The organism is Streptomyces flaveolus (assembly GCF_014648815.1).
GTDB classification, from domain to species: domain Bacteria; phylum Actinomycetota; class Actinomycetes; order Streptomycetales; family Streptomycetaceae; genus Streptomyces; species Streptomyces flaveolus.
In genome coordinates, this window is record NZ_BMRV01000001.1 from 502,552 (window position 1) to 527,544 (window position 24,993).

Annotated in this window: 20 protein-coding genes; 16 read left to right on the plus strand and 4 right to left on the minus strand. The window is 71.1% G+C overall.

All coding sequences use genetic code 11. The features are described 5' to 3' along the window. Positions 1-126: 126 nt before the first annotated feature. From IEZ05_RS02285 to IEZ05_RS02295, 3 genes are all read right to left on the minus strand, one after another. Positions 127-1,491 (minus strand): DUF58 domain-containing protein, encoded by a 1,365-nt coding sequence (locus IEZ05_RS02285; protein ID WP_189228241.1) that lies wholly within the window; start codon positions 1,489-1,491, stop codon positions 127-129. Beyond that, complete coding sequence (locus IEZ05_RS02290) at positions 1,491-2,528, minus strand: AAA family ATPase (RefSeq protein WP_189228242.1); 1,038 nt, start codon at positions 2,526-2,528, stop codon at positions 1,491-1,493. Before IEZ05_RS02290 ends, IEZ05_RS02285 begins: the two co-directional genes overlap by 1 nt. A gap of 273 nt (positions 2,529-2,801) precedes the next feature. After that, positions 2,802-3,350: a beta-class carbonic anhydrase gene (locus tag IEZ05_RS02295; protein ID WP_189228243.1), complete on the minus strand. Its 549-nt coding sequence runs from the start codon at positions 3,348-3,350 to the stop codon at positions 2,802-2,804. A 451-nt stretch (positions 3,351-3,801) separates the two neighbouring features. Between IEZ05_RS02295 and rsmH the strand changes: the two genes are divergently transcribed. The 16 genes from rsmH (at position 3,802) to divIVA (ending at position 21,599) form a co-directional block, all read left to right on the plus strand. Further along, a complete protein-coding gene (rsmH, locus tag IEZ05_RS02300; RefSeq protein ID WP_229869564.1) occupies positions 3,802-4,734 on the plus strand; it encodes a 16S rRNA (cytosine(1402)-N(4))-methyltransferase RsmH in 933 nt (310 codons plus the stop codon). A gap of 58 nt (positions 4,735-4,792) precedes the next feature. Continuing rightward, positions 4,793-5,260: an FtsB/FtsL family cell division protein gene (locus tag IEZ05_RS02305; protein WP_189228245.1), complete on the plus strand. Its 468-nt coding sequence runs from the start codon at positions 4,793-4,795 to the stop codon at positions 5,258-5,260. Continuing rightward, positions 5,257-7,224, plus strand: a complete 1,968-nt coding sequence (locus tag IEZ05_RS02310) for a peptidoglycan D,D-transpeptidase FtsI family protein (RefSeq protein ID WP_189228246.1) — start codon at positions 5,257-5,259, stop codon at positions 7,222-7,224. The genes IEZ05_RS02305 and IEZ05_RS02310 overlap by 4 nt, the downstream gene beginning before the upstream one ends. 187 nt (positions 7,225-7,411) lie before the next feature. Then, positions 7,412-8,932 carry a UDP-N-acetylmuramoyl-L-alanyl-D-glutamate--2,6-diaminopimelate ligase gene (locus IEZ05_RS02315; protein WP_189228247.1) on the plus strand — a complete coding sequence of 507 codons (1,521 nt, stop codon included), beginning with the start codon at positions 7,412-7,414 and terminating at the stop codon, positions 8,930-8,932. A 28-nt stretch (positions 8,933-8,960) separates the two neighbouring features. After that, positions 8,961-10,391: a UDP-N-acetylmuramoyl-tripeptide--D-alanyl-D-alanine ligase gene (locus IEZ05_RS02320; RefSeq protein WP_189228248.1), complete on the plus strand. Its 1,431-nt coding sequence runs from the start codon at positions 8,961-8,963 to the stop codon at positions 10,389-10,391. Further along, a complete protein-coding gene (gene mraY / locus IEZ05_RS02325; RefSeq protein ID WP_189228554.1) occupies positions 10,391-11,482 on the plus strand; it encodes a phospho-N-acetylmuramoyl-pentapeptide-transferase in 1,092 nt (363 codons plus the stop codon). The genes IEZ05_RS02320 and mraY overlap by 1 nt, the downstream gene beginning before the upstream one ends. 8 nt (positions 11,483-11,490) lie before the next feature. Further along, on the plus strand, positions 11,491-12,921 hold the full coding sequence (gene murD, locus IEZ05_RS02330) for a UDP-N-acetylmuramoyl-L-alanine--D-glutamate ligase (protein WP_189228249.1): 1,431 nt from the start codon (positions 11,491-11,493) through the stop codon (positions 12,919-12,921). 76 nt (positions 12,922-12,997) lie between these two features. Beyond that, positions 12,998-14,368 carry a putative lipid II flippase FtsW gene (gene ftsW / locus IEZ05_RS02335; RefSeq protein ID WP_189228250.1) on the plus strand — a complete coding sequence of 457 codons (1,371 nt, stop codon included), beginning with the start codon at positions 12,998-13,000 and terminating at the stop codon, positions 14,366-14,368. Positions 14,369-14,374: 6 nt separating this feature from the next. Then, entirely contained in the window at positions 14,375-15,469 is a 1,095-nt protein-coding gene (gene murG / locus IEZ05_RS02340; protein ID WP_189228251.1) for an undecaprenyldiphospho-muramoylpentapeptide beta-N-acetylglucosaminyltransferase, read from the plus strand. Between the two features lie 25 nt (positions 15,470-15,494). Next, on the plus strand, positions 15,495-16,289 hold the full coding sequence (gene ftsQ, locus IEZ05_RS02345; RefSeq protein WP_189228252.1) for a cell division protein FtsQ: 795 nt from the start codon (positions 15,495-15,497) through the stop codon (positions 16,287-16,289). Between the two features lie 287 nt (positions 16,290-16,576). Continuing rightward, complete coding sequence (gene ftsZ / locus IEZ05_RS02350) at positions 16,577-17,779, plus strand: cell division protein FtsZ (protein ID WP_189228253.1); 1,203 nt, start codon at positions 16,577-16,579, stop codon at positions 17,777-17,779. Continuing rightward, complete coding sequence (gene pgeF, locus IEZ05_RS02355; protein WP_189228254.1) at positions 17,776-18,504, plus strand: peptidoglycan editing factor PgeF; 729 nt, start codon at positions 17,776-17,778, stop codon at positions 18,502-18,504. Before ftsZ ends, pgeF begins: the two co-directional genes overlap by 4 nt. A 6-nt stretch (positions 18,505-18,510) precedes the next feature. After that, positions 18,511-19,230 carry a YggS family pyridoxal phosphate-dependent enzyme gene (locus IEZ05_RS02360; RefSeq protein WP_189228255.1) on the plus strand — a complete coding sequence of 240 codons (720 nt, stop codon included), beginning with the start codon at positions 18,511-18,513 and terminating at the stop codon, positions 19,228-19,230. A 129-nt stretch (positions 19,231-19,359) separates the two neighbouring features. Then, the gene (locus IEZ05_RS02365) at positions 19,360-20,001 is read left to right on the plus strand and encodes a cell division protein SepF (protein WP_189228256.1); all 642 of its coding nucleotides are present in this window, start codon (positions 19,360-19,362) and stop codon (positions 19,999-20,001) included. A gap of 79 nt (positions 20,002-20,080) precedes the next feature. Further along, a complete protein-coding gene (locus tag IEZ05_RS02370) occupies positions 20,081-20,365 on the plus strand; it encodes a YggT family protein (RefSeq protein WP_189228257.1) in 285 nt (94 codons plus the stop codon). A 55-nt stretch (positions 20,366-20,420) separates the two neighbouring features. Beyond that, positions 20,421-21,599, plus strand: coding sequence for an apical growth/hyphal branching protein DivIVA (gene divIVA, locus IEZ05_RS02375; RefSeq protein WP_189228258.1), 1,179 nt, complete (start codon positions 20,421-20,423; stop codon positions 21,597-21,599). Between the two features lie 242 nt (positions 21,600-21,841). Here divIVA and ileS read toward each other — a convergent pair whose 3' ends face one another. Beyond that, on the minus strand, positions 21,842-24,979 hold the full coding sequence (gene ileS, locus IEZ05_RS02380) for an isoleucine--tRNA ligase (protein WP_189228259.1): 3,138 nt from the start codon (positions 24,977-24,979) through the stop codon (positions 21,842-21,844). Between the last annotated feature and the right edge of the window lie 14 nt (positions 24,980-24,993).

The window sequence follows — 24,993 nt, forward strand, 5'->3', positions numbered from 1 at the left end:
AACGCCAGCCGTGCCCGTCCGCTCACCACGCCCCCTCTTCACGCCGCCCCGCCGCCGGAGCCCCGGGCAGGTGCCGCCGGTGCTTCATGACCGCCGGGGCGCACGGCGCCGGTCGTGGCCGTCCGCTCATCGTGTGCCCTCCCCGCCGCTCGCCGCCGCGAGACCCGTGCGCTCCCGGTCCGCCAGCCGCCACAGCTCCTCCAGGCCGGCGCCCCGCGACACGCCCACGGCGCTCCAGCCCGCCTCGCGCAGCATCCGCAGCCGCTCCCCGCTCCGGTCCGACGGGCCCGGCACGTCGGAGGGCTCCCGCCGCCACGTCTCGCTGTCCAGCACGAAGGCGATCGCCCCGCCGCTGCGCTGCCGCATCCGGGCGGCCACGGTGGCCTGCTCCTCGTCCAGGTCGCCGAAGAACCCCACCAGCAGCCCCTCGTTCCCGCCGCGCAGCACGTCGTAGGCCCGGGCCAGGCCCGTGCCGTCGGAGTGGTCGATCACGGCGAGGGTGTCCATCATCAGCCCGGCCGCGTCGGCCGACCCCTGGCTCACGCCCGCGAACCCGTCGGCGCCCTCACCGGGCACCGAGTCACCGGTGTCGGTGAGCAGCCGGACGGAATACCCCCGCTCCAGCATGTGCACCAGCACCGATGCCGCACCCGACACGGCCCACTCGAAGGCCGAGTCGGGACCCGCACCCTCGAAGGCCGCGCCCCGGGTGTCCAGGAACACCGTGCACCGGGCGCGCTGCGGCTGCTCCTCGCGGCGCACCATCAGCTCCCCGTAGCGCGCGGTGGAGCGCCAGTGCACGCGGCGCAGGTCGTCGCCGTAGCGGTACCCGCGCGGAATCACGTCGTCCTCGCCCGCCAGTGCCAGCGAGCGCTGCCGCCCGTCGCCGTACCCCGTCGCCTCGCCGCTCAGCCGCACCGGCGGCAGCGGCTCCACGCGCGGGATCACGGTCAGGTCGTCGTACGTGGAGAAGGACCGGGTCAGCTCACACATGCCGAACGGGTCGGTCAGGCGCAGCTGGAGCGGGCCCAGCGGATAGCGGCCGCGCAGGTCGGAGCGGACCCGGTAGGACACCTCACGGCGACCGCCCGGCTCCACCCGGTCGAGCACGAAACGGGGGCGCGGCCCGAGCACGTAGGGCACCCGGTCCTGGAGCATCAGCAGACCGGTGGGCAGCCGCGAGACGTTGTCGATGCGCAGATGGACCCGCGCCTCGCTGCCCGCGGGCACCCGCCCGGGGGAGAGGCGGCGGCTGCCCGCGACCCGGTAGCGGGTGCGGTACAGCACCGTCGCGCACACCAGCGGCAGCACGCCCAGCAGCAGCCCGACCCGCAGCAGGTCGTCCTGCCCGAGAACGAACGCGCAGATCGCGGCGGCGACGCCGGCGGCCAGGAAGGAGCGCCCGCGGGTGGTCAGTCCCGCCAGGGCGGTGCGGACGCCGCCCGCCTCCCCGCGGTCGCCCTCCGCCCCGCCCGTCCCCCCGGTGTCCATCACAGCCTCCGCGGCGGCTGCTGGCCGTACGCCGGCTCACCGCGGCCCATGCCGTAGCCGGTCTGCTGCTGGGGCGCCGCGGGCACCGGGGTGCGCTGCAGGATCTCCTGGACGACCTGCTCGGCCGTACGGCGGTTGAGCTGGGCCTGGGCGGTGGGCAGCAGGCGGTGCGCCAGGACGGCGACGGCGAGCGCCTGCACGTCGTCGGGCAGCGCGTACTCCCGGCCGCTCAGGGCGGCGGACGCCTTCGCCGCGCGCAGCAGATGCAGCGTCGCGCGCGGTGAGGCGCCGAGTCTGAGATCCGGGTGGGTCCGCGTCGCGGCGACCAGGTCCACCGCGTACCGCCGGACCGGGTCCGCGACGTGGACGCCCCGGACCGCCTCGATCAGCTTCAGGATCTCGTGCGCGTGCGCCACCGGCTGAAGGTCGTCCAGCGGGTTCACCCCGCCGTGCACGTCCAGCATCTGCAGCTCGGCGTCCGGGCTGGGGTAACCGATGGAGACACGGGCCATGAAGCGGTCGCGCTGGGCCTCCGGCAGCGGGTAGGTGCCCTCCATCTCGACCGGGTTCTGCGTCGCCACCACCATGAAGGGGGCGGGCAGCTCGTAGGTCTGGCCGTCGATGGTGACCTGCCGCTCCTCCATCGACTCCAGCAGCGCGGACTGCGTCTTCGGCGAGGCCCGGTTGATCTCGTCGCCGATCACCACCTGGGCGAAGATCGCGCCCGGCTTGAACTCGAAGTCCCGGCGCTGCTGGTCCCAGATGGACACCCCGGTGATGTCCGAGGGCAGCAGGTCCGGCGTGAACTGGATCCGCCGCACGGAACAGTCGATCGACCGCGCCAGCGCCTTGGCCAGCATGGTCTTGCCGACTCCCGGGACGTCCTCGATCAGCAGATGTCCCTCGGCGAGCAGCACGGTCAGCGAGAGCCGTACGACCTCGGGCTTGCCCTCGATCACGCCTTCCACCGAACCACGCACCCGCTCGACCACGGCGGTCAGATCAGTGAGGCTCGCTCGATCGTCATAGGTCGTCACCCGGCCCTCCTCGGCCTTGCCCCTCGCCCCCTGGGAAGCGAGGGGTACCCCAGCATTCCTGGCCGGCCCCCGTGCGGCCGGCCGGCCCACCCCGAATCACGGACGCCGCGCGGAAACAGTTCCGCGCGACACCACTTCCCCGCATTCTTGCCGCCGTTACCGATTCGTGTCACTCGCCTGTGGACAACTGACCTCGATATGTCGGGTCTTACGACCTTTGCGGGTCTTTCGCGGCGGGGACGGCCGGCAGCAGAGCGGCCGAGGCGGCGAGGGTCAGGCGGGCGTGACCTCGCTCAGCCGGCCCGTCTTCACGTCGAAGACGAAACCGCGCACGTCCTCGGTGTGCAGCAGGAACGGCGAGGTCCGCACCCGCTCGATCGACTGGCGGACGTCCTGCTCGACGTCCCGGAAGGACTCCACCGCCCACACGGGACGCTGGCCGACCTCAAGCTCCAGGTCGTGCCGGAACTCCTCGGTGATGGTCTCCATGCCGCAGCCGGTGTGGTGGATGAGGACCACACTGCGGGTGCCCAGCGCCCGCTGGCTGATGGTCAGGGAGCGGATCACGTCGTCGGTGACGACACCGCCCGCGTTGCGGATGGTGTGACAGTCGCCGAGGCGGAGGCCGAGCGCGGCGTGCAGGTCGAGCCGTGCGTCCATACAGGCCACGACCGCGACGCGCTGGACCGGGCGGGCGTCCATCCCGGGGTCGGTGAACGCGGCGGCATAGCGCTCGTTCGCCTCGACGAGCCGGTCGGTGACGGTGCTGTCGCCGACTATGGCGGATTCTGAACCTGCGGGAACCGATGCGGAAGTCGTCATAACCATGACGTTACTGGCCGCTCCTGCCCCGAGCCCGCTGTGAAGAGGGACAAAGAACGCCATCACGGCTTGTTGTGAGCCAATCCACAGCGCGTGAGAATGCGCCTGTACGGGTGAAAAGCCCCGTCGCACCGGTTTGCGGACGCCGGCGTCCGCGACGCGCAGGCCGGTTGATTGACCGGGCGACAGGGTGGACTAAAGTGACGCGAAGCGGGAGGCGAAGCTCTCCCTGCTGGACTGAACACCCCGGAGACCTGGGCGATGTCCCACCAGATCTCCCCACGTGCGCGGCGCGTACGTACGGCTCGGCCTCCTCCCGCTCCTGGCCGGCTGACGCTTCCGGCGCCGGCAGGCCTCCCCTTCACGAGCGAGCGGGAGGGGACCCGGCGGTGCGTGACGCCGTGCCGGATCCGAGAGGCCGCCCCACTTGAGCCAGAGTCGACACGTCCCGGTGATGCTCCAGCGGTGCCTGGACCTGCTGGCACCCGCCCTCCAGGAGCCGGGAGCCGTGGTGGTGGACTGCACGCTCGGGCTCGGCGGGCACAGCCAGGCGCTGCTCGACCGCTTCCCCGAGGCCCGTCTCGTCGCCCTCGACCGGGACAAGGAGGCCCTGCGCCTGTCCGGCGAGCGGCTCGCCCCGTACGGGGAGCGCGCCACCCTGGTGCACGCCGTCTACGACGAGCTGCCCGACGTCCTCGACCGGCTCGGCGTCCCCCGCGTCCAGGGCGTGCTGTTCGACCTCGGCGTCTCCTCCATGCAGCTCGACGAGGCCGACCGGGGCTTCGCCTACGCCCAGGACGCCCCGCTCGACATGCGCATGGACCAGACGACCGGCATGAGCGCCGCCGAGGTCCTCAACACCTACCCTCCGGGCGAGCTCGTGCGCATCCTCCGGGCCTACGGCGAGGAGAAGCAGGCCAAGCGGATCGTCTCCGCGATCGTGCGGGAGCGCGAGAAGGAGCCGTTCAGCAACAGCGCCCGGCTGGTGGAACTGATCCGCGCCGCGCTGCCGCAGGCCGCCAAGCGCACCGGTGGCAACCCGGCCAAGCGCACCTTCCAGGCCCTGCGCATCGAGGTCAACGGCGAGCTGTCCGTCCTGGAACGCGCGATCCCGGCCGCCGTCGAGGCGCTCGCCGTGGGCGGACGGATCGCCGTGCTGTCGTACCACTCCTTGGAGGACCGGCTGGTCAAGCAGGTCTTCGCGGCCGGTGCCGCCAGCACCGCGCCGCCCGGACTGCCCGTCGTCCCCGAGCGCTACCAGCCGCGGCTCAAGCTGCTCACGCGCGGTGCCGAACTTCCCACCGAGGAGGAGATCGCGGAGAACCGGCGGGCGGCACCGGCACGGCTGCGCGGAGCCGAGCGGGTCAGGGAGTCCGTCGGGTGAAACGAGTGAGGCAGGCCAGGCGGGTGCGGGCGTGTCACCCGGACCGAGGGGAGGGCGAGTGAGCGGGAAACCTCAGCTGAAGGGGAGGGCCGCCCGGCTCGCCCGGCTGCTTCCGCCCGGCGGCGGACGCCAGGCCGCCCGGGCGCCGTTCGTCCTCCTCGTCGTCCTTCTGCTCGGCGGCGGTCTCATCGGGCTGCTGGTCCTGAACTCCGCCCTGAGCGAGGGCTCGTTCCAGCTGGACGACCTCGAACAGGAGACGAAGAGCCTCACCGACGAGGAACAGGCGCTGCAGCGGGACATCGACTCCTACTCCGCTCCGCAGGCCCTCCAGTACCGCGCCCGCGAACTCGGCATGGTGCCCGGCGGAGATCCCGCCTTCCTCGCCCCCGACGGCACCGTCAAGGGCTCGCCCGGCCCGGCGGCGGCCCACAGCGTCCCGCTCGTCCTCGCCCCGGAGGCGCTGATCGCGCGGCCCGCCTCGGCGGCCCCAGCCACCCCGACCCCGACCCCGAAACCCGGCAGGTGACGGAAGTGTCCGACAGGGAACCGCCGCGCCGCCGTGTGCCCGGACCCGCGAGGCCCGTCCGTCCCGGTGCCCGGCGGCAGCCCGGACCCGGCGCCCGTCCGGCCCGCCGGCCCGGCCCGCCCCGGCCCGGCGCCCCCCGGACCATCCGGCTGGGCAGCCCCCGGCCCCGGCTGCGCATGATCGGCCTCGCGCTGACCCTCGTCCTGGCCGCCTTCGTCGTACGGCTGCTCCAGGTGCAGGCCGTCGACGCCGGCACCTACGCCGCCAAGGCCGAGCAGAACCGCTACGTCGTGCACACCCTGACCGCCGACCGCGGCGGCATCACCGACCGCAACGGCGTGGCCCTCGCGACCACCGTGGACGCCTACGACATCACGGCCGACCCCACGATGTTCACCCGCGAGGCACTGAAGATCGGCGACGGCCCCGAACAGGCGGCGGCGCTCCTCGCGCCGATCCTCGGCACGGACCAGCAGGAACTGGTCGACCGGCTCCGCCCGGCGAACAAGAAGCTGCGCTACGTCCGCCTCGCCCAGCGGCAGACCCCGCAGGTCTGGAACCAGATCAAGGACCTGAAGGCCGCGCTCGGCAAGAAGGCCGAGACGGACAAGTCCGCCGTCAACGTCCTCGCGGGCGTCCTCGCCGACCCCAGCAGCAAGCGCGTGTACCCGGCCGGCGACCTCGCCGCCGGTGTCCTGGGCTGGGTCGGAGCCGACGGCAAGGGCGGCGGCGGCCTCGAGCGGCAGCTGAACGGGACGCTGGCCGGCAAGGACGGCGAGATCCGCTACGTGCAGTCCGGCGGACGCCAGGTGCCCACCGCCGGCGCCTCCGAGACGCGCGCCGTGCCCGGCAGCGACGTCGAGCTCACCATCGACCGCGACATCCAGTGGGCCGCGCAGCACGCCATCAGCGAGCAGGTGGAGGAGTCCAAGGCCGACGGCGGCTACGTCATCGTCCAGGACACCCGCACCGGCGAGATCCTGGCCATGGCCAACTCACCCGGCTTCGACCCGGGCGACCTGGCCCACGCGAACCCCGAAGCGCTCGGCAACGGGGCCCTCCAGGACGCCTTCGAGCCCGGCTCCACCGCCAAGGTGCTGTCGATGGCGGCCGTGCTGGAGGAGAACGTCGCCACGCCGGCGACCCACATCACCGTCCCCAACCGGCTCAAGCGCGGCGACCGGCTCTTCAAGGACGACATCGACCACCGCACCTGGTACCTCACGCTCAACGGCGTGCTCGCCAAGTCCAGCAACATCGGCACGATCATGGCCACCGGCGAACTGGGCAAGACCCAGCAGGAGGCCAACCAGGTGCTCTACTCCTACCTGCGCAAGTTCGGCCTCGGCGACTACAGCGGGCTGGGCTTCCCGGGCGAGACCAAGGGCATCCTCGCGCCGCCCGACCAGTGGTCGACCTCGCAGCAGTACACGATCCCTTTCGGCCAGGGCGTCTCCGTGAACGCGCTCCAGGCGGCCTCCGTGTACTCGACGATCGCCAACGGCGGCGTCCGCGTCGAACCCACGCTCGTACGCGGCACCAAGGGGGACGACGGCCGCTTCACCCCGGCCCCCGAGCCCAAGAAGACCCGTGTGGTCAGCGAGAAGACCGCCAAGACCCTCGCGCAGATGCTGGAGTCCGTCGTCGACGACGAGGAGGGCACCGGCACCAAGGCGCGCATCCCCGGCTACCGGGTGGCGGGCAAGACGGGCACGGCCAACCGAGTGGATCCGGCCACCGGCAAGTACAACGGCTACACCTCGTCGTTCGCCGGGTTCGCCCCCGCCGACAAGCCTCGCGTCACCGTCTACTGCGCCATCCAGAACGCCACCGCCGGCAACTACTTCGGCGGCCAGATCTGCGGACCCATCTACAAGCAGGTCATGGAGTTCGCGCTGAAGACCCTTCAGGTCCCGCCGACCGGGGCCCCACCCGCCAAGCTTCCGGTCGACTTCAAGCCCTGACCGGCCGAGAGATCCCCGCACTGAGCCAGCACCGAGCCACCAGGAACCATCCGTGACAACGATCACCCCGGATCCCGGGAACCAGAGCAGCCCCCGCCCCTCACTTCGCCCGGAGGCGGGTGGGCCCGGTACGCTCACCGCCGTGCCACACGCTGATCAGTCCCAATCCACCCAGAAGGGCCACCCCGTGACATATCCGGGACCGCCCCGGCCGGTGCAGGTCTCCGCCACACCCCTCGCGGAACTCGCCGATCAGCTGGGTGTCACCGCGCCGGACAGCACCGCCGGGGTCACGGGCATCACCCATGACTCCCGCGCCGTCCGCCCCGGTGACCTGTACGCCGCCCTCCCCGGAGCCCGCGCCCACGGCGCCGACTTCGTCACCCAGGCCGCCGGACTCGGCGCCGCCGCCGTGCTGACCGACCCGGCCGGCGCGGAGCGCGTCGCCGCCACCGGGCTGCCGGCGCTCGTGGTCGACGACCCGCGCGCGCGGATGGGCGAACTGGCGGCCACGATCTACGGCCACCCCGGCCGCGATCTCCTTCAGATCGGCATCACCGGCACCTCCGGCAAGACCACCACCGCCTACCTCGTCGAGGGCGGCCTGCGCACCGCGCGGACCACCGGCCTCATCGGCACGGTCGAGATGCGCATCGGCGACGAACGCATCAAGTCCGAGCGCACCACGCCCGAGGCCACCGACCTCCAGGCCCTGTTCGCGGTCATGCGTGAACGCGGTACCGAGGCGGTCGCCATGGAGGTCTCCAGCCACGCCCTGGTGCTCGGCCGGGTGGACGCCTGCGTCTTCGACGTGGCGGTGTTCACCAACCTCAGCCCGGAGCACATGGAGTTCCACTCCGGCATGGAGGACTACTTCCAGGCCAAGGCGCAGCTGTTCACGCCGGAGCGCAGCAGGCTCGGAGTCGTCAACACCGACGACGAGTACGGCCGCCGGCTCGTGAACGAGGCCACGGTCCCCGTCGTCACCTACTCCGCCGAGGGCCACCCCGACGCCGACTGGCGCGCCGAGGACGTCACGGTCGGACCGATGGACTCGACGTTCACCGCGGTCGGGCCCAAGGGCGAGCGGATCACCGCCAGGTCACCCCTGGCCGGCCCCTTCAACGTGGCCAACACCCTCGCCGCGATCGCCGCCCTGGCCGCGGCCGGCCTCGACCCGCAGACCGCCGCCGACGGCATCGCCGCCGTACCGGGCGTGCCGGGCCGGCTGGAGCGCGTGGACGAGGGCCAGCCCTACCTCGCGGTGGTCGACTACGCCCACAAGACCGACGCGGTCGAGTCCGTGCTGCGGGCCCTGCGCAAGGTGACCGAGGGGAAGCTGCACGCCGTGCTCGGCTGCGGCGGGGACCGGGACACCACCAAGCGGGAGCCGATGGGCGCCGCCGTGGCCCGGTTCGCCGACACGGCCGTACTGACCTCCGACAACCCCCGTTCCGAAGACCCCCTGGCCATTCTCGCCAGCATGCTGCAGGGCGCGGCGTCCGTGCCCGCGCACGAGCGCGGCGAGGTCCAGGTCTTCGAGGACCGGGCCGCCGCGATCGCCGCCGCCGTCGCCCGGGCCGAGCCCGGCGACACCGTGCTGGTGGCGGGCAAGGGCCACGAGCAGGGCCAGGACATCGCCGGAGTGGTCCGTCCCTTCGACGACCGCCAGGTGCTTCGCGAAGCCATCCGGAAGACCCAGGGATGAAAATCCTGAAGACCCAGGGGATGAACTTGTGATCGCCCTCTCCCTCGCCGAGATCGCAGAAGTCGTCGGCGGGCAGATGCACGACATACCGGACGCGTCCGTCGAGGTCACCGGACCAGTGGTCCGGGACTCCCGGGAGGCGGGGCCCGGCAGCCTCTTCGTCGCCTTCGTCGGCGAGCGCGTGGACGGCCACGACTTCGCGTCGGCGGTCGTGGAGGCGGGATCGGTGGCCGTGCTCGGCTCCCGGCCCGTCGGCGTGCCCGCGATCGTCGTGGACGACGTCCAGGCCGCCCTCGGCGCCCTCGCCCGCCACGTCGTACGGCGCCTCGGCACCACCCTCGTGGCCCTCACCGGATCCGCCGGCAAGACCAGCACCAAGGACCTGATCGCCCAGGTGCTGCGCCGCAAGGCGCCCACGGTGTTCACGCCCGGCTCCATGAACAACGAGGTCGGGCTGCCGCTGACCGCGCTCACCGCCACCGAGGAGACCAAGTTCCTCGTGCTGGAGATGGGCGCCCGCGGCATCGGCCACATCCGGTACCTCTGCGAGCTGACCCCGCCGAGGATCGGTCTCGTCCTCAACGTCGGCAGCGCCCACATCGGCGAGTTCGGCGGCCGGGAGCAGATCGCCCAGGCCAAGGGCGAACTCGTCGAGGCGCTTCCGCCGGCCGAGGAGGGCGGCGTCGCGGTCCTCAACGCGGACGACGCCCTCGTACGCGCCATGTCCTCCCGTACGAAGGCGAAGGTGATCCTTTTCGGAGAGTCCGACGAAGCGGACGTTCGCGCCGAGAACGTGCGACTCACGGACACCGGACAGCCTTCCTTCAGCCTTCACACACCCTCCGGTGCAAGTGATGTGACCATGCGCCTGTACGGTGAGCACCACGTGTCGAACGCGCTCGCCGCGGCCGCCGTCGCCCACGAGTTGGGCATGTCCGCAGACGAGATCGCCACCGCGCTCTCCGAGGCGGGCTCCCTCTCCCGCTGGCGGATGGAGGTCACCGAGCGCCCGGACGGCGTGACGGTCGTCAACGACGCCTACAACGCGAACCCCGAGTCCATGAAGGCCGCGCTGCGTGCGCTGGTCGCCATGGGCGGAGCCTCACGGGCGAACGGGGGTCGGACGTGGGCGGTGCTCGGCAAGATGGCCGAGCTCGGGGACGAGGCGCTCGCCGAGCACGACGCGGTCGGACGGCTCGCCGTCCGGCTCAACGTCAGCAAGCTCGTCGCGGTCGGGGGCAGGGAAGCCCGATGGCTGCAACTGGGCGCATATAACGAGGGTTCGTGGGGTGAGGAGTCGGTGCACGTGTCCGACGCACAGGCGGCGATCGACCTGTTGCGCAGCGAGTTGCGCCCGGGGGACGTCGTACTCGTGAAGGCGTCCCGTTCGGTGGGGCTGGAGAGCGTCGCAACGGCGCTGCTCGAGACCGGCGCCGAGGGTGAGGTCGCCGCCCGATGATGAAGCAGATCCTGTTCGCGGGAGTCATTGGCCTCTTCCTGACCTTGGTCGGCACCCCGCTGCTGATCAAGCTCCTGGCCCGCAAGGGCTACGGCCAGTACATCCGCGACGACGGCCCGCGCGAGCACGCCAGCAAGCGCGGTACGCCGACCATGGGTGGTATCGCCTTCATCCTGGCGACGGTCATCGCCTACTTCCTGGCCAAGGTGATCACCGGCTACCTGGACGAGGAGGCCGACGCGGGGCCGACCTTCTCGGGTCTGCTGGTGCTGGGCCTGATGGTCGGCATGGGCCTGGTCGGCTTCCTCGACGACTACATCAAGATCGTCAAGCGGCGTTCGCTGGGCCTGCGGGCCAAGGCGAAGATGGCCGGCCAGCTCATCGTCGGCATCGCCTTCGCGGTTCTCGCGCTCCAGTTCGCGGACAACCGCGGCAACACCCCGGCGTCCACCAAGCTGTCGTTCATCACCGACTTCGGCTGGACCATCGGCCCGGTGCTGTTCGTGGTCTGGGCGCTGTTCATGATCCTCGCCATGTCGAACGGCGTGAACCTCACCGACGGTCTCGACGGCCTCGCCACCGGCGCCTCCGTCCTGGTCTTCGGCGCCTACACCTTCATCGGCGTCTGGCAGTTCCAGGAGTCCTGCGCCAACGCGCTGACCCTGACCAACCCGGGCGCCTGCTACGAGGTGCGCGATCCGCTCGACCTGGCGGTGGTCGCCTCCGCGCTGATGGGTTCCTGCCTCGGCTTCCTGTGGTGGAACACCTCGCCGGCCAAGATCTTCATGGGCGACACCGGATCGCTCGCGCTCGGCGGCGTGCTGGCGGGTCTCGCGATCTGCTCGCGCACCGAACTGCTGATGGCCATCCTCGGCGGCCTGTTCGTCCTGATCACCATGTCGGTGGTCATCCAGGTCGGCTCCTTCCGCCTCACCGGCAAGCGGGTCTTCCGAATGGCGCCACTTCAGCACCACTTCGAACTCAAAGGCTGGTCCGAGGTCCTTGTCGTGGTCCGTTTCTGGATCATCCAGGGCATCTGCGTGATCGTCGGACTCGGCCTCTTCTACGCGGGATGGGCAGCGGACAAGTGACCTCCTCGGTGCCTTCGGAATTCACCGGCAAGCACGTCACCGTCGCCGGACTGGGCGTCTCCGGCGTCCCGGCGGCCAAGGTCCTGCACGGCCTCGGCGCACACGTCACCGTCGTCAACGACGGCGACGACGAGCGCGCGCGGACGCAGGCGGCCGAACTCGAGGCGCTCGGTGTCACCGTGCGCCTCGGCGACGGCACAGCAACCGACAGCGGCTCCGCCGCGGAGCTCCCCGAGGGCACCGAGCTGATCGTCACCGCACCCGGCTGGAAGCCGGACCATCCGCTGTTCGCCGCGGCCCACCGGGCGGGCGTCCCGGTCTGGGGCGACGTCGAACTGGCCTGGCGCCTGCGCGGCCCCGACGCCGCGCCCTGGCTGGCCGTCACCGGCACCAACGGCAAGACGACCACCGTCCAGATGCTGGCCTCCATCCTGAAGGCGGCCGGCCTGCGCACGGCCGCCGTCGGCAACATCGGCGTCTCCCTGCTGGACGCGGTCACCGGCGAGGAGAAGTACGACGTCCTCGCCGTGGAGCTGTCCAGCTACCAGCTCCACTGGGCGCCCTCCCTGCGCGCCCACTCGGCCGTGGTCCTCAACCTCGCGCCCGACCACCTCGACTGGCACGGCTCCATGGAGGCGTACGCGGCCGACAAGGGCCGGGTCTACGAGGGCAATCGCGTCGCCTGCGTCTACAACGTCGCCGACAAGGCCACCGAGGACCTGGTCCGCGCGGCCGACGTCGAAGAGGGCTGCCGGGCCGTCGGCTTCACCCTGGGCACCCCCGGCCCCTCCCAACTCGGCGTCGTGGAAGGCATCCTGGTCGACCGCGCCTTCGTGGAGAACCGGCAGAAGAACGCCCAGGAGCTCGCCGAGGTCTCCGACGTCAACCCGCCGGCCCCGCACAACATCGCCAACGCCCTTGCCGCGGCGGCCCTCGCCCGCGCCTTCGGCGTCCCCGCGGCCGCCGTCCGCGACGGACTGCGGGCCTTCACGCCCGACGCCCACCGCATCGCGCACGTCGCCGACGTCGACGAGGTGGCGTACGTGGACGACTCCAAGGCCACCAACACCCATGCCGCCGAGGCCTCGTTGGCGGCCTACGAGTCGATCGTGTGGATCGCGGGCGGACTGGCGAAGGGCGCCACCTTCGATGAGCTCGTCGCGGGCGCTGCGAAGCGGCTGCGCGGCGTCGTCCTCATCGGCGCCGACCGCGCGCTGATCCGCGAAGCCCTGGCGCGACACGCCCCGGAAGTACCCGTGGTCGACCTCGACCGGACCGACACTGGGGCGATGCTCCAGGCCGTCCAGGAGGCCCAGCGGCTCGCGCGGCCCGGCGACACGGTGCTGCTGGCTCCGGCCTGTGCCTCCATGGACATGTTCACCAACTACAACAAGCGCGGTGACGCGTTCGCGGAAGCCGTTCGCGAACTCGGCGCCTGACCCGGCCGCTCCTGCGCCGGGTGATCTCGGGAGGGACGCGTGGGACGGTCCAGGCCGATGTACAGCGGAGGCCGCGATGCCCGGTAGCCGCACCGGACGTCCGCCCGTGCAGCGGGCCGTCAAACGGCCGCCCGCGTCGGGGCCCCCGCACGAGAACCCGGTCCTCGGCCTCTACCTCCGACTCCGCCGCGCCTGGGACCGGCCGCTGACCGCCTACTACCTGATCTTCGGCGGCAGTCTGCTGATCACCGTGCTCGGCCTGGTGATGGTCTACTCGGCCTCCCAGATCACCGCGCTCCAGCTCTCCCTGCCCGGCTCGTACTTCTTCCGCAAGCAGTTCCTGGCCGCCCTGATCGGCACCGGGCTGCTGGTGGCCGCGATGCGGATGCCGGTGAAACTGCACCGGGCGCTGGCCTACCCCATTCTCGCCGGTGCCGTCTTCCTGATGATCCTCGTGCAGGTGCCGGGGATAGGGATGGCGGTCAACGGCAACCAGAACTGGATCTCCCTGGGCGGCTCCTTCCAGATCCAGCCGAGCGAGTTCGGCAAGCTCGCCCTGGTGCTGTGGGGCGCCGACCTGCTCGCGCGCAAGCAGGACAAGAAGCTGCTGACCCAGTGGAAGCACATGCTCGTGCCCCTGGTGCCGGCCGCCTTCATGCTGCTCGGGCTGATCATGATCGGCGGCGACATGGGGACGGCGATCATCCTCACGGCGATCCTCTTCGGCCTGCTCTGGCTGGCGGGCGCGCCCACCCGGCTGTTCGCCGGGGTGCTCTCCGTCGCCGCGCTGCTCGGCGTGATCCTCATCAAGACCAGCCCCAACCGCATGGCCCGGCTGAACTGCATCGGCGCCACCGACCCCGGCCCGGGCGACTCCTGCTGGCAGGCCGTGCACGGCATCTACGCCCTCGCCTCGGGCGGACTGTTCGGATCCGGGATCGGCGCCAGCGTGGAGAAATGGGGCGAACTCCCCGAAGCGCACACCGACTTCATCTTCGCCGTCACCGGTGAGGAACTGGGCCTGGCGGGGACGCTGTCGGTGCTCGCCCTGTTCGCGGCTCTAGGCTATGCGGGTATCCGCGTGGCCGGACGCACGGAGGACCCCTTCGTCAGGTATGCCGCGGGAGGCGTGACCACCTGGATCACGGCCCAGGCCGTGATCAACATCGGTGCGGTCCTCGGACTGCTGCCGATCGCCGGTGTCCCCCTCCCGCTGTTCTCCTACGGAGGATCCGCCCTGCTGCCGACCATGTTCGCCATCGGTCTGCTCATCGCCTTCGCACGCGACGAGCCCGGTGCGCGGGCGGCGCTTGCGCTGCGGCAACCTCGCTTTGGTAGAAAGCGGGGAACGGGGGGAACCGGGGGCTCCGGGCCCAAGCGGAACCCCCGGAGTTGGAACACGATGCGACGGCGCGCCTCGGCGGCGCGCTCGTCCGGAGAGCGGTGAATTTCGGTGCATGTCGTACTCGCCGGCGGAGGAACCGCGGGCCACATCGAGCCCGCGCTCGCCCTCGCGGACGCCCTGCGCAGGCAGGATCCGACCGTGGGCATCACAGCCCTGGGCACGGAACGCGGTCTGGAGACCCGGCTGGTGCCCGAGCGCGGATACGAGCTGGCGCTGATCCCGGCCGTCCCGCTGCCGCGCAAGCCCACGCCCGAGCTGATCACCGTCCCGGGCCGGCTGCGCGGCACCATCAAGGCGGCCGAGCAGGTCCTGGAACGCACCAAGGCGGACGCCGTGGTCGGCTTCGGCGGCTACGTCGCGCTGCCCGGCTACCTGGCGGCCAAGCGGCTCGGCGTGCCGATCGTGATCCACGAGGCCAACGCCCGGCCCGGACTGGCCAACAAGATCGGCTCCCGGTACGCCGCCCAGGTCGCCGTCTCCACGCCGGACAGCAAGCTGCGCAACTCCCGCTACATCGGCATCCCGCTGCGCCGCTCCATCTCCACCCTGGACCGGGCCGCCGTACGCCCCGAGGCCCGCGCCGCGTTCGGCCTCGACCCCAATCTGCCCACGCTGCTGGTCTCCGGCGGCTCGCAGGGCGCCCGGCGCCTCAACGAGGTGGTCCAGCAGGTCGCGCCGTGGCTCCAGCAGGCCGGCATCCAGATCCTGCACGCGGTCGGACCGAAGAACGAACTGCCGCAGGTCCACCAGATGCCGGGGATGCCCCCGTACATCCCGGTAAGTTACCTGGACCGGATGGACCTCGCGTACGCCGCGGCCGACATGATGCTCTGCCGCGCGGGCGCGATGACCGTCGCCGAACTCTCCGCCGTCGGACTCCCGGCCGCCTACGTCCCGCTGCCCATCGGCAACGGCGAACAGCGGCTGAACGCCCAGCCGGTGGTGAAGGCCGGCGGCGGACTGCTGGTCGACGACGCGGAACTGACGCCCGAGTGGGTGCAGCACAACGTCCTGCCCGTGCTCGCCGATCCGCACCGGCTGTTCGAGATGTCCCGCGCCGCCGCCGAGTTCGGCCGCCGGGACGCCGACGACCTCCTCGTCGGCATGGTGTACGAGGCGATCGCCGCCCGTGCACACCGCTGAGGACGCATGACGGAAGGCAGGGAGCGTGGCCGGACCGACCACCGCCGCACGCGGTGAACGCCAGCAGGAGTCGTCCGGCCCGCCCGGCACCGGGCGGTTCGGGCCGCCCCGTCTTCGTACGATCATCATCCTGGCCGTCGCTCTCGTGCTCGCCGGAGGGGTGACGCTCTGGGTGCTGTACGGGTCGAACTGGCTCCGCGTGGAACGGGTGTCGGTCTCCGGCACCCGGGTCCTGACGCCGGATCAGGTCCGCGAGGCCGCCGACGTGCCCGTCGGGGACGCGCTGGTCTCCGTCGACACCGAGGGGATCGAGGCCCGGCTCACCCGGAAATTGCCCCGCATCGACGAGGTCGACGTGGTGCGTTCCTGGCCCGACGGAATCGCGTTGAAAGTGACCGAGCGTACCCCGGTTCTCGTGGTGCAAAAAGGCCGAAACTTCGTGGAAGTGGACGATGAAGGCGTCCGCTACGCCACGGTTTCCCGGGCTCCGAAAGGCGTGCCCGCACTGAAATTGGAGCCCGCCCGGTCGGGCCCGGCCGCGGCGAGTCTGCGCCGCTTCGGCGAGGACCGCCTGGTGCGCGAGGCGGTACGGGCCGCGGGGGCCGTCCCGGACGCGGTCGCGCGGCGGACGCGCCTGGTCAAGGTCCGTTCCTACGACGACATCTCGCTGGAGCTGGGCGACGGCCGGACCGTGGCCTGGGGGAGCGGCGAACAGGGCGAGCGGAAGGCCCGGGCGCTCACCGCGCTGATGAAAGCGACGCCCGGCGCGCGGCACTTCGACGTGAGCGTTCCCACCGCCCCCGCGTCATCGGGGAGTTGACGGGTATACGTGCAGGCCAGCACCCTGGTTGGGCAGCGCTACGGCTGATCACATAGGGTGAAAAGAAAAACGGGAGGTTCGGCGTGTTCGTTGAACGCGCGCCACTTGTCGACTTAGTGTCCTGTTCAGAAGACTCCAAGGAACAGACACACTGGTAACCCTAAACTTCAGCGTTAGGGTTCGGGTCGGCGCTACGGACCGTCCCATTCGGCATCAGTCGTCGGGTCGCAGGGCATCAGTGCTCCGGTGATCCGACGACACGTAACTCGAGGCGAGAGGCCTTCGACGTGGCAGCACCGCAGAACTACCTCGCAGTCATCAAAGTCATCGGTGTCGGCGGCGGTGGTGTCAATGCCATCAACCGGATGATCGAGGTCGGTCTCAAGGGCGTCGAGTTCATCGCCATCAACACCGACGCGCAAGCTCTGTTGATGAGCGACGCCGACGTCAAGCTGGACGTCGGCCGCGAACTCACCCGCGGACTCGGCGCCGGAGCCAACCCGGCCGTCGGCCGCAAGGCCGCCGAGGACCACCGCGAGGAGATCGAGGAGGTCCTCAAGGGGGCCGACATGGTCTTCGTGACGGCCGGTGAAGGCGGCGGCACCGGCACCGGCGGAGCACCCGTCGTGGCCAACATCGCCCGCTCGCTCGGCGCCCTCACCATCGGCGTGGTCACGCGCCCGTTCACCTTCGAGGGACGGCGCCGCGCCAACCAGGCGGAGGACGGCATCGCCGAACTCCGCGAAGAGGTCGACACCCTCATCGTCATCCCCAACGACCGGCTGCTGTCCATCTCGGACCGTCAGGTCAGCGTGCTCGACGCGTTCAAGTCCGCCGACCAGGTGCTGCTGTCCGGTGTGCAGGGCATCACCGACCTCATCACCACGCCGGGCCTGATCAACCTGGACTTCGCCGACGTCAAGTCGGTCATGTCCGAGGCCGGTTCGGCCCTCATGGGCATCGGCTCGGCCCGCGGCGACGACCGCGCGGTGGCCGCGGCCGAGATGGCGATCTCCTCGCCTCTCCTCGAGGCGTCCATCGACGGCGCCCGCGGCGTGCTGCTCTCCATCTCCGGCGGCTCCGACCTCGGCCTGTTCGAGATCAACGAGGCCGCCCAGCTGGTCAGTGAGGCCGCGCACCCCGAGGCCAACATCATCTTCGGCGCGGTCATCGACGACGCCCTCGGCGACGAGGTGCGGGTCACCGTGATCGCGGCCGGCTTCGACGGGGGCCAGCCGCCGTCCAAGCGGGACAACGTCCTCGGCTCGGCCTCGGCCAAGCGCGAGGAGCCCGCCCCGGCACGGCAGCCCGAGAGCCGCCCGTCCTTCGGCTCGCTCGGCAGCGTCAAGCCGAAGGAGGAGCCGGAGCCGGTCCCGGCACCCGAGCCGGTCAGCGACCTGCCGCCGGTCGCCCCGCCGCCGGTCCCGCCGTCCCGGACCTACTCGGACAGCGCGGCCGAGGAACTGGACGTGCCGGACTTCCTGAAGTGATAGGACAGCGCGACACCGTGAACGGCGCGCACTTCGGCTTCACCGACCGGTGGGGCGGAGTGAGCGCCGTTCCGTACGAGGAGCTCAACCTCGGCGGCGCGGTCGGCGACGACCCGGCCGCCGTGACGGCCAACCGCGAACTGGCCGCGAAGTCGCTGGGCGTCGACCCGGCCCGGGTGGTCTGGATGAACCAGGTGCACGGGGCCGACGTCGCCGTGGTCGACGCCCCCTGGGGGGACCGCCCGGTCCCGCGGGTCGACGCGGTGGTCACCGCCGAACGCGGTCTCGCCCTCGCCGTCCTCACCGCCGACTGCGTACCCGTCCTCCTCGCCGACCCCGTCGCCGGCGTCGCCGCCGCGGCACACGCGGGCCGGCCCGGCCTGGTCGCCGGGGTCGTCCCCGCCGCCGTAGGGGCCATGACCGAACTCGGCGCCGACCCCGCCCGGATCGTCGCCCGCACCGGACCCGCCGTGTGCGGCCGGTGCTACGAGGTGCCCGAGGAGATGCGTGCCGAGGTCGCCGCGGTCGAACCGGCGGCGCACGCCGTGACGAGCTGGGGCACTCCGGCCCTCGACGTGAGCGCCGGAGTGCACGCGCAGCTCGAGCGGCTCGGGGTGTGCGACCGGGCGCAGTCGCCGGTGTGCACCCGGGAGTCGAAGGACCACTTCTCGTACCGACGCGACCGCACCACCGGGCGGCTCGCGGGCTATGTCTGGCTGGACTGATGGGGCATGACGGACCGTAAGGACGAACTCGCCGGAAATCTGGCGAAAGTGGAAGAGCGCATCGCCGCCGCGTGCGAGGCCGCGGGCCGGCGTCGCGACGAAGTGACCCTGATCGTGGTCACCAAGACCTACCCGGCCGACGATGTGCGCATTCTCTCCGGACTCGGCGTGCGCCACGTCGCCGAGAACCGCGACCAGGACGCGGCACCCAAGGCCGCCGCCTGCTCGGATCTGCCGCTTTCGTGGCACTTTGTCGGTCAGTTGCAGACCAACAAGGTGCGGTCCGTGGTCGGTTACGCGGATGTCGTGCAGTCCGTCGACCGGGCCAAGCTCGTCACGGCTCTGTCGAGGGAGGCGGTGCGCGCCGGCCGCGAGGTGGGGGTGCTCCTCCAGGTGGCGCTCGACGCAGGGGAGAGCGCGCGCGGCGAGCGCGGTGGCGTCGCGCCCGCGGGAATCGAAGAGTTGGCCGATCTGGTCGCCGGGTCGGACGGACTTCGGCTCGACGGACTGATGACCGTGGCGCCGCTCACCGGCGAGTACGCCGGACGGCAACGGGACGCGTTCGAGCACCTCATGGATTTGTCGACCCACCTGCGCCGAGCCCATCCGGCTGCGAACATGGTTTCCGCAGGGATGAGTGCGGACCTCGAACAGGCCGTGGCCGCCGGAGCGACACATGTACGCGTCGGCACCGCGGTACTCGGAGTCCGACCCAGGCTCGGGTAACGTCGCCAAGAAGTCGGACCACAGCAGAAAATATGGTCATTACCGCCGAAAGGCGGAGGCAACGACCTAGTGGATCGCAGGCATTTGGCAGTCGTCAGCCGATCCACCACAGAGCGGAGGACTCAGAGCATGGCCGGCGCGATGCGCAAGATGGCGGTCTACCTCGGCCTCGTGGAGGACGATGGGTACGACGGCCGGGGGTTCGACCCCGACGACGATTTCGAACCCGAACTGGACCCGGAGCCCGAGCGGGACCACCGGCGGCACGAACCGGCGCACCAGTCGCACGGTTCACATCAGCCCCAAAGGGACGAAGAGGTAAGAATCGTCCAACCGCCCGTGCAGCGCGAGCCGGTGCCCCGTTCCGCTTCGCTCGGGGCGGAATCGGGCCGCCCGGCGCGCATCGCGCCCGTGGCATCCATCACACAAGAACGCGCAAGCCTGGAAAAGAGCGCACCGGTCATCATGCCCAAGGTCGTGTCCGAACGAGAGCCCTACCGGATCACCACACTTCACCCCCGGACCTACAACGAGGCCCGTACCATCGGGGAACACTTCCGTGAGGGCACGCCGGTGATCATGAATCTCACTGAGATGGATGACACAGATGCGAAGCGACTTGTCGACTTTGCGGCCGGTTTGGTGTTTGGTCTTCACGGCAGTATCGAGCGGGTGACGCAGAAGGTGTTCCTGCTGTCTCCTGCTAACGTCGATGTCACGGCGGAGGACAAGGCCCGCATCGCAGAGGGCGGGTTCTTCAACCAGAGCTGAGACGCACGACCGGTTAGAGCAAGAGCACGGATCCGAGGACGGGTCCGAGAGATGGTTCAGGGGAGAGGGAAGCACAGGCATGAGCGTGGTCCTGGATGTCGTCTACATCGCGCTGATGTGCTTTCTCATCGTGCTCATCTTCCGGTTGGTCATGGACTACGTCTTCCAGTTCGCCCGCTCGTGGCAACCCGGCAAGGCGATGGTGGTCGTTCTGGAGGCCACCTACACTGTCACCGATCCACCGTTGAAGCTTCTGCGGCGGTTCATCCCGCCGCTGCGTCTCGGGGGCGTGGCGCTCGACCTGTCCTTCTTCGTACTGATGATCATCGTTTACATCCTGATCTATATCGTGAGCCGGCTGTGAGCGATGAGAGAGATACGGGCTTGCCGAATGCCGACGACTACGTTGAGGTGAAGAGATGCCGTTGACCCCTGAGGACGTGCGGAACAAGCAGTTCACGACCGTCCGCCTCCGAGAAGGCTATGACGAGGACGAGGTCGATGCCTTCCTCGACGAGGTCGAAGCCGAACTGACCCGGCTGCTCCGCGAGAACGAGGACCTGCGTGCCAAGCTGGCCGCGGCGACGCGCGCGGCTGCGCAGAACCAGCAGAACATGCGCAAGCCCCCGGAACCGCCCCAGGATCAGCAGCAGCACCAGCAGCATCAGCAGCATCCACAGCAGCAGGGCGGCATGCCGCAGCAGGGCATGCGAGGTCCCGGCGCTCCGGTGCCCGCCGGCATATCGGGCCCGCCGCAGCAGCAGATGGGTGGCCCCATGGGTGGCCCGCCCCAGCTGCCCAGCGGTGCTCCGCAGCTGCCCGCCGGCCCCGGCGGACAGGGTGGCCCGCAGGGTCCCGGCCCGATGGGCCAGGGTCCGGGGCCGATGGGCCAGGGCCCGGGTCCGATGCAGGGCCAGATGGGTCCCGGTCCGATGGGCGGCCCCATGGGCGGTCCGCAGGGCCCCGGTGGCCCCGGCATGCCCGGCCAGGGCGGTCCCGGCGGCGACAGTGCCGCCCGTGTCCTCTCGCTCGCCCAGCAGACCGCCGACCAGGCGATCGCCGAGGCGCGTTCCGAGGCCAACAAGATCGTCGGTGAGGCGCGTTCGCGTGCCGAGGGTCTGGAGCGGGACGCCCGTGCCAAGGCCGACGCCCTGGAGCGGGACGCGCAGGAGAAGCACCGCGTCGCGATGGGCTCCCTGGAGTCCGCCCGCGCCACGCTGGAGCGCAAGGTCGAGGACCTGCGCGGCTTCGAGCGCGAGTACCGGACGAGGCTGAAGTCGTACCTGGAGTCCCAGCTGCGTCAGCTGGAGACCCAGGCGGACGACTCGCTCGCCCCGCCGCGTACGCCCGCGACGGCCTCGCTCCCGCCGTCCCCGGCGCCCTCGATGGCTCCGGCCGGCGCGAGTGCCCCGTCCTACGGCGGCAACCAGTCGATGGGCAGCGGGCCGAGCCAGTCCGGTCCGTCGTACGGCGGTCAGCAGCAGATGTCGCCGGCGATGACCCAGCCGATGGCGCCGGTGCGGCCGCAGGGGCCGTCGCCGATGGGGCAGGCGCCCTCGCCGATGCGCGGGTTTCTGATCGACGAGGACGACAACTGATCTGTAGTACGGCGTAGCCTTCGGCGGCGTTCAGGGCGGGCCCCGGGTTTTGACCCGGGGCCCGCCCTTGTGCTGTGCGGGAGCTGGTGCGGGGCGGGGCGGGGCGGGGCGGGGCGGGGGGACCCCACCGCCCACCCGTGCCGCCCCTGCGGCACGACTGCCCGCAGCCACGGTGGCGGTGGTGGTACGAAGAAAGGCCCGGGCCCCTCTGGTTGAGGGGCCCGGGCCTTTCCTTGTGTTCGTTACTGCTTGCGGAGCTGGAACGTCAGGGACAGGCCCTCGTCCGTGAACGGGGTCCCGTACGCGTCGTCCGCCTCGCCCTGGGCGAAGTCGGTCGCGAGGACCTCGTCGGCGATCAGCGCGGCGTGCTCCGTCAGGGCGGCGGCCGTTGCCGGGTCCGTGGCCGTCCAGCGCAGCGCGATGCGGTCGGCGACGTCGAGACCGCTGTTCTTGCGGGCCTCCTGGATCAGGCGGATCGCGTCACGGGCGAGGCCCGCGCGGCGCAGCTCCTCCGTGATCTCCAGGTCGAGGGCGACCGTCGCGCCCGAGTCCGAGGCGACCGACCAGCCCTCGCGCGGCGTCTCGGTGATGATCACCTCGTCGGGAGCGAGGGTGATCGTCTCACCCTCGACCTCGACCGACGCCGTGCCCTCGCGCAGGGCGAGGGACAGGGCGGCGGCGTCCGCGGCCGCGACCGCCTTGGCGACGTCCTGGACGCGCTTGCCGAACCGCTTGCCCAGCGCACGGAAGTTGGCCTTCGCCGTCGTGTCGACCAGGGAGCCGCCGACCTCGCTCAGCGACGCGAGGGACTCGACGTTCAGCTCCTCCGTGATCTGCGTGCGCAGTTCGGGGGAGAGCGCGTCGAAGCCCGTCGCCGCGATCAGCGCGCGGCGCAGCGGCTGCCGGGTCTTGACGCCCGACTCCGCGCGCGTGGCGCGGCCCAGCTCGACCAGGCGGCGCACCAGCACCATCTGCTTCGACAGCTCCGGGTCGATGGCCGCCAGGTCGGCCTCCGGCCAGGAGGCCAGGTGGACCGATTCCGGGGCGCCCGGCGTGACCGGCACGATCAGGTCCTGCCAGACCCGCTCGGTGATGAACGGGGTCAGCGGGGCCATGAGCTCGGTGACCGTCTCGACGACCTCGTGCAGCGTGCGCAGCGCGGCCTTGTCGCCCTGCCAGAAGCGGCGGCGCGAGCGGCGGACGTACCAGTTGGACAGGTCGTCGACGAACGCGGACAGCAGCTTGCCGGCGCGCTGGGTGTCGTAGCTCTCCAGCGCCTGGGTCACCTGGTCGGTCAGCGCGTGCAGTTCGGACAGCAGCCAGCGGTCCAGCACGGGACGCTCGGCCGGGGCCGGGTCGGCCTCGCTCGGCGCCCAGCCGGTGGTGCGGGCGTACAGGGCCTGGAAGGCGACCGTGTTCCAGTAGGTGAGGAGCGTCTTGCGGACGACCTCCTGGATGGTGCCGTGGCCGACGCGGCGGGCCGCCCACGGGGAACCGCCGGCCGCCATGAACCAGCGCACGGCGTCGGCGCCGTGCTGGTCCATCAGCGGGATCGGCTGCAGGATGTTCCCCAGGTGCTTGGACATCTTGCGGCCGTCCTCGGCGAGGATGTGGCCGAGGCAGACGACGTTCTCGTACGAGGACTTGTCGAAGACCAGGGTGCCGACGGCCATCAGCGTGTAGAACCAGCCGCGGGTCTGGTCGATGGCCTCGCTGATGAACTGGGCCGGGTAGCGGGACTCGAAGAGTTCCTTGTTCTTGTACGGGTAGCCCCACTGCGCGAACGGCATCGAGCCCGAGTCGTACCAGGCGTCGATGACCTCCGGCACGCGCGTGGCCGTCTTGCCGCAGCCGTCGTGGCGGCAGGCGAAGGTGACCTCGTCGATGTACGGGCGGTGCGGGTCGAGCGCGGACTGGTCGGTGCCGGTCAGCTCGGTCAGCTCCGCGCGGGAGCCGACGACGGTGAGGTGGTCGTCCTCGCAGCGCCAGATCGGCAGCGGGGTGCCCCAGTAGCGGTTGCGGGAGAGCGCCCAGTCGATGTTGTTGTTCAGCCAGTCGCCGTACCGGCCGTGCTTGACCGAGTCCGGGAACCAGTTGGTCTTCTCGTTCTCCTGGAGGAGACGGTCCTTGATCGCCGTCGTGCGGATGTACCAGGACGGCTGCGCGTAGTACAGCAGCGCGGTGTGGCAGCGCCAGCAGTGCGGGTAGCTGTGCTCGTAGGGGATGTGCCTGAACAGCAGGCCCCGGGCGTCCAGGTCCTCGGTGAGCTGCTCGTCGGCCTTCTTGAAGAAGACGCCGCCGACCAGCGGGAGGCCCTCCTCGAAGGTGCCGTCCGGGCGGACCGGGTTGACGACCGGCAGGCCGTAGGAGCGGCAGACCTTGAGGTCGTCCTCACCGAAGGCGGGGGACTGGTGGACCAGACCGGTGCCGTCCTCGGTGGTGACGTACTCGGCGTTCACCACGAAGTGGGCGGGCTCGGGGAACTCCACCAGCTCGAACGGCCGCTGGTAGGTCCAGCGCTCCATCTCGGCGCCCGTGAAGGACTCGCCGGTGGTCTCCCAGCCCTCGCCGAGGGCCTTCTCCACCAACTGCTCGGCGACGACCAGCTTCTCCTCGCCGTCGGTCGCGACGACATAGGTCACGCCGGGGTGCGCGGCGACCGCGGTGTTGGAGACCAGCGTCCAGGGGGTGGTCGTCCAGATCAGCAGCGCGGCCTCGCCGGCCAGCGGGCCGGAGGTCAGCGGGAAGCGGACGTAGACGGAGGGGTCGACGACCGTCTCGTAGCCCTGCGCCAGCTCGTGGTCGGACAGGCCGGTGCCGCAGCGGGGGCACCAGGGGGCGACGCGGTAGTCCTGGACCAGCAGGCCCTTGCCGAAGATCTCCTTCAGCGACCACCAGACGGACTCGATGTACTCGGGGTCCATCGTGCGGTACGGGTCCTGGAGGTCGGTCCAGTACCCCATGCGCGTCGTGAGCTCTTCGAAGGCGTCGGTGTGGCGGGTCACCGACTCGCGGCACTTGGCGTTGAACTCGGCGATGCCGTACGCCTCGATGTCCTGCTTGCCGGAGAAGCCCAGCTCCTTCTCCACCGCCAGCTCGACCGGCAGACCGTGGCAGTCCCAGCCGGCCTTGCGGCCCACGTGGTACCCGCGCATGGTGCGGAAGCGGGGGAAGACGTCCTTGAAGACGCGGGCCTCGATGTGGTGGGCGCCCGGCATGCCGTTGGCGGTGGGCGGACCCTCGTAGAACACCCATTCGGGGCGGCCCTCGGACTGCTCCAGGCTCTTGGCAAAGATCTTCTGCTCGCGCCAGAAGTCGAGCACGGCGTGCTCGAGCGCGGGCAGGTCGACCTGGGCGGGCACCTGACGGTACTGCGTCATCGATCTTCCTCCGG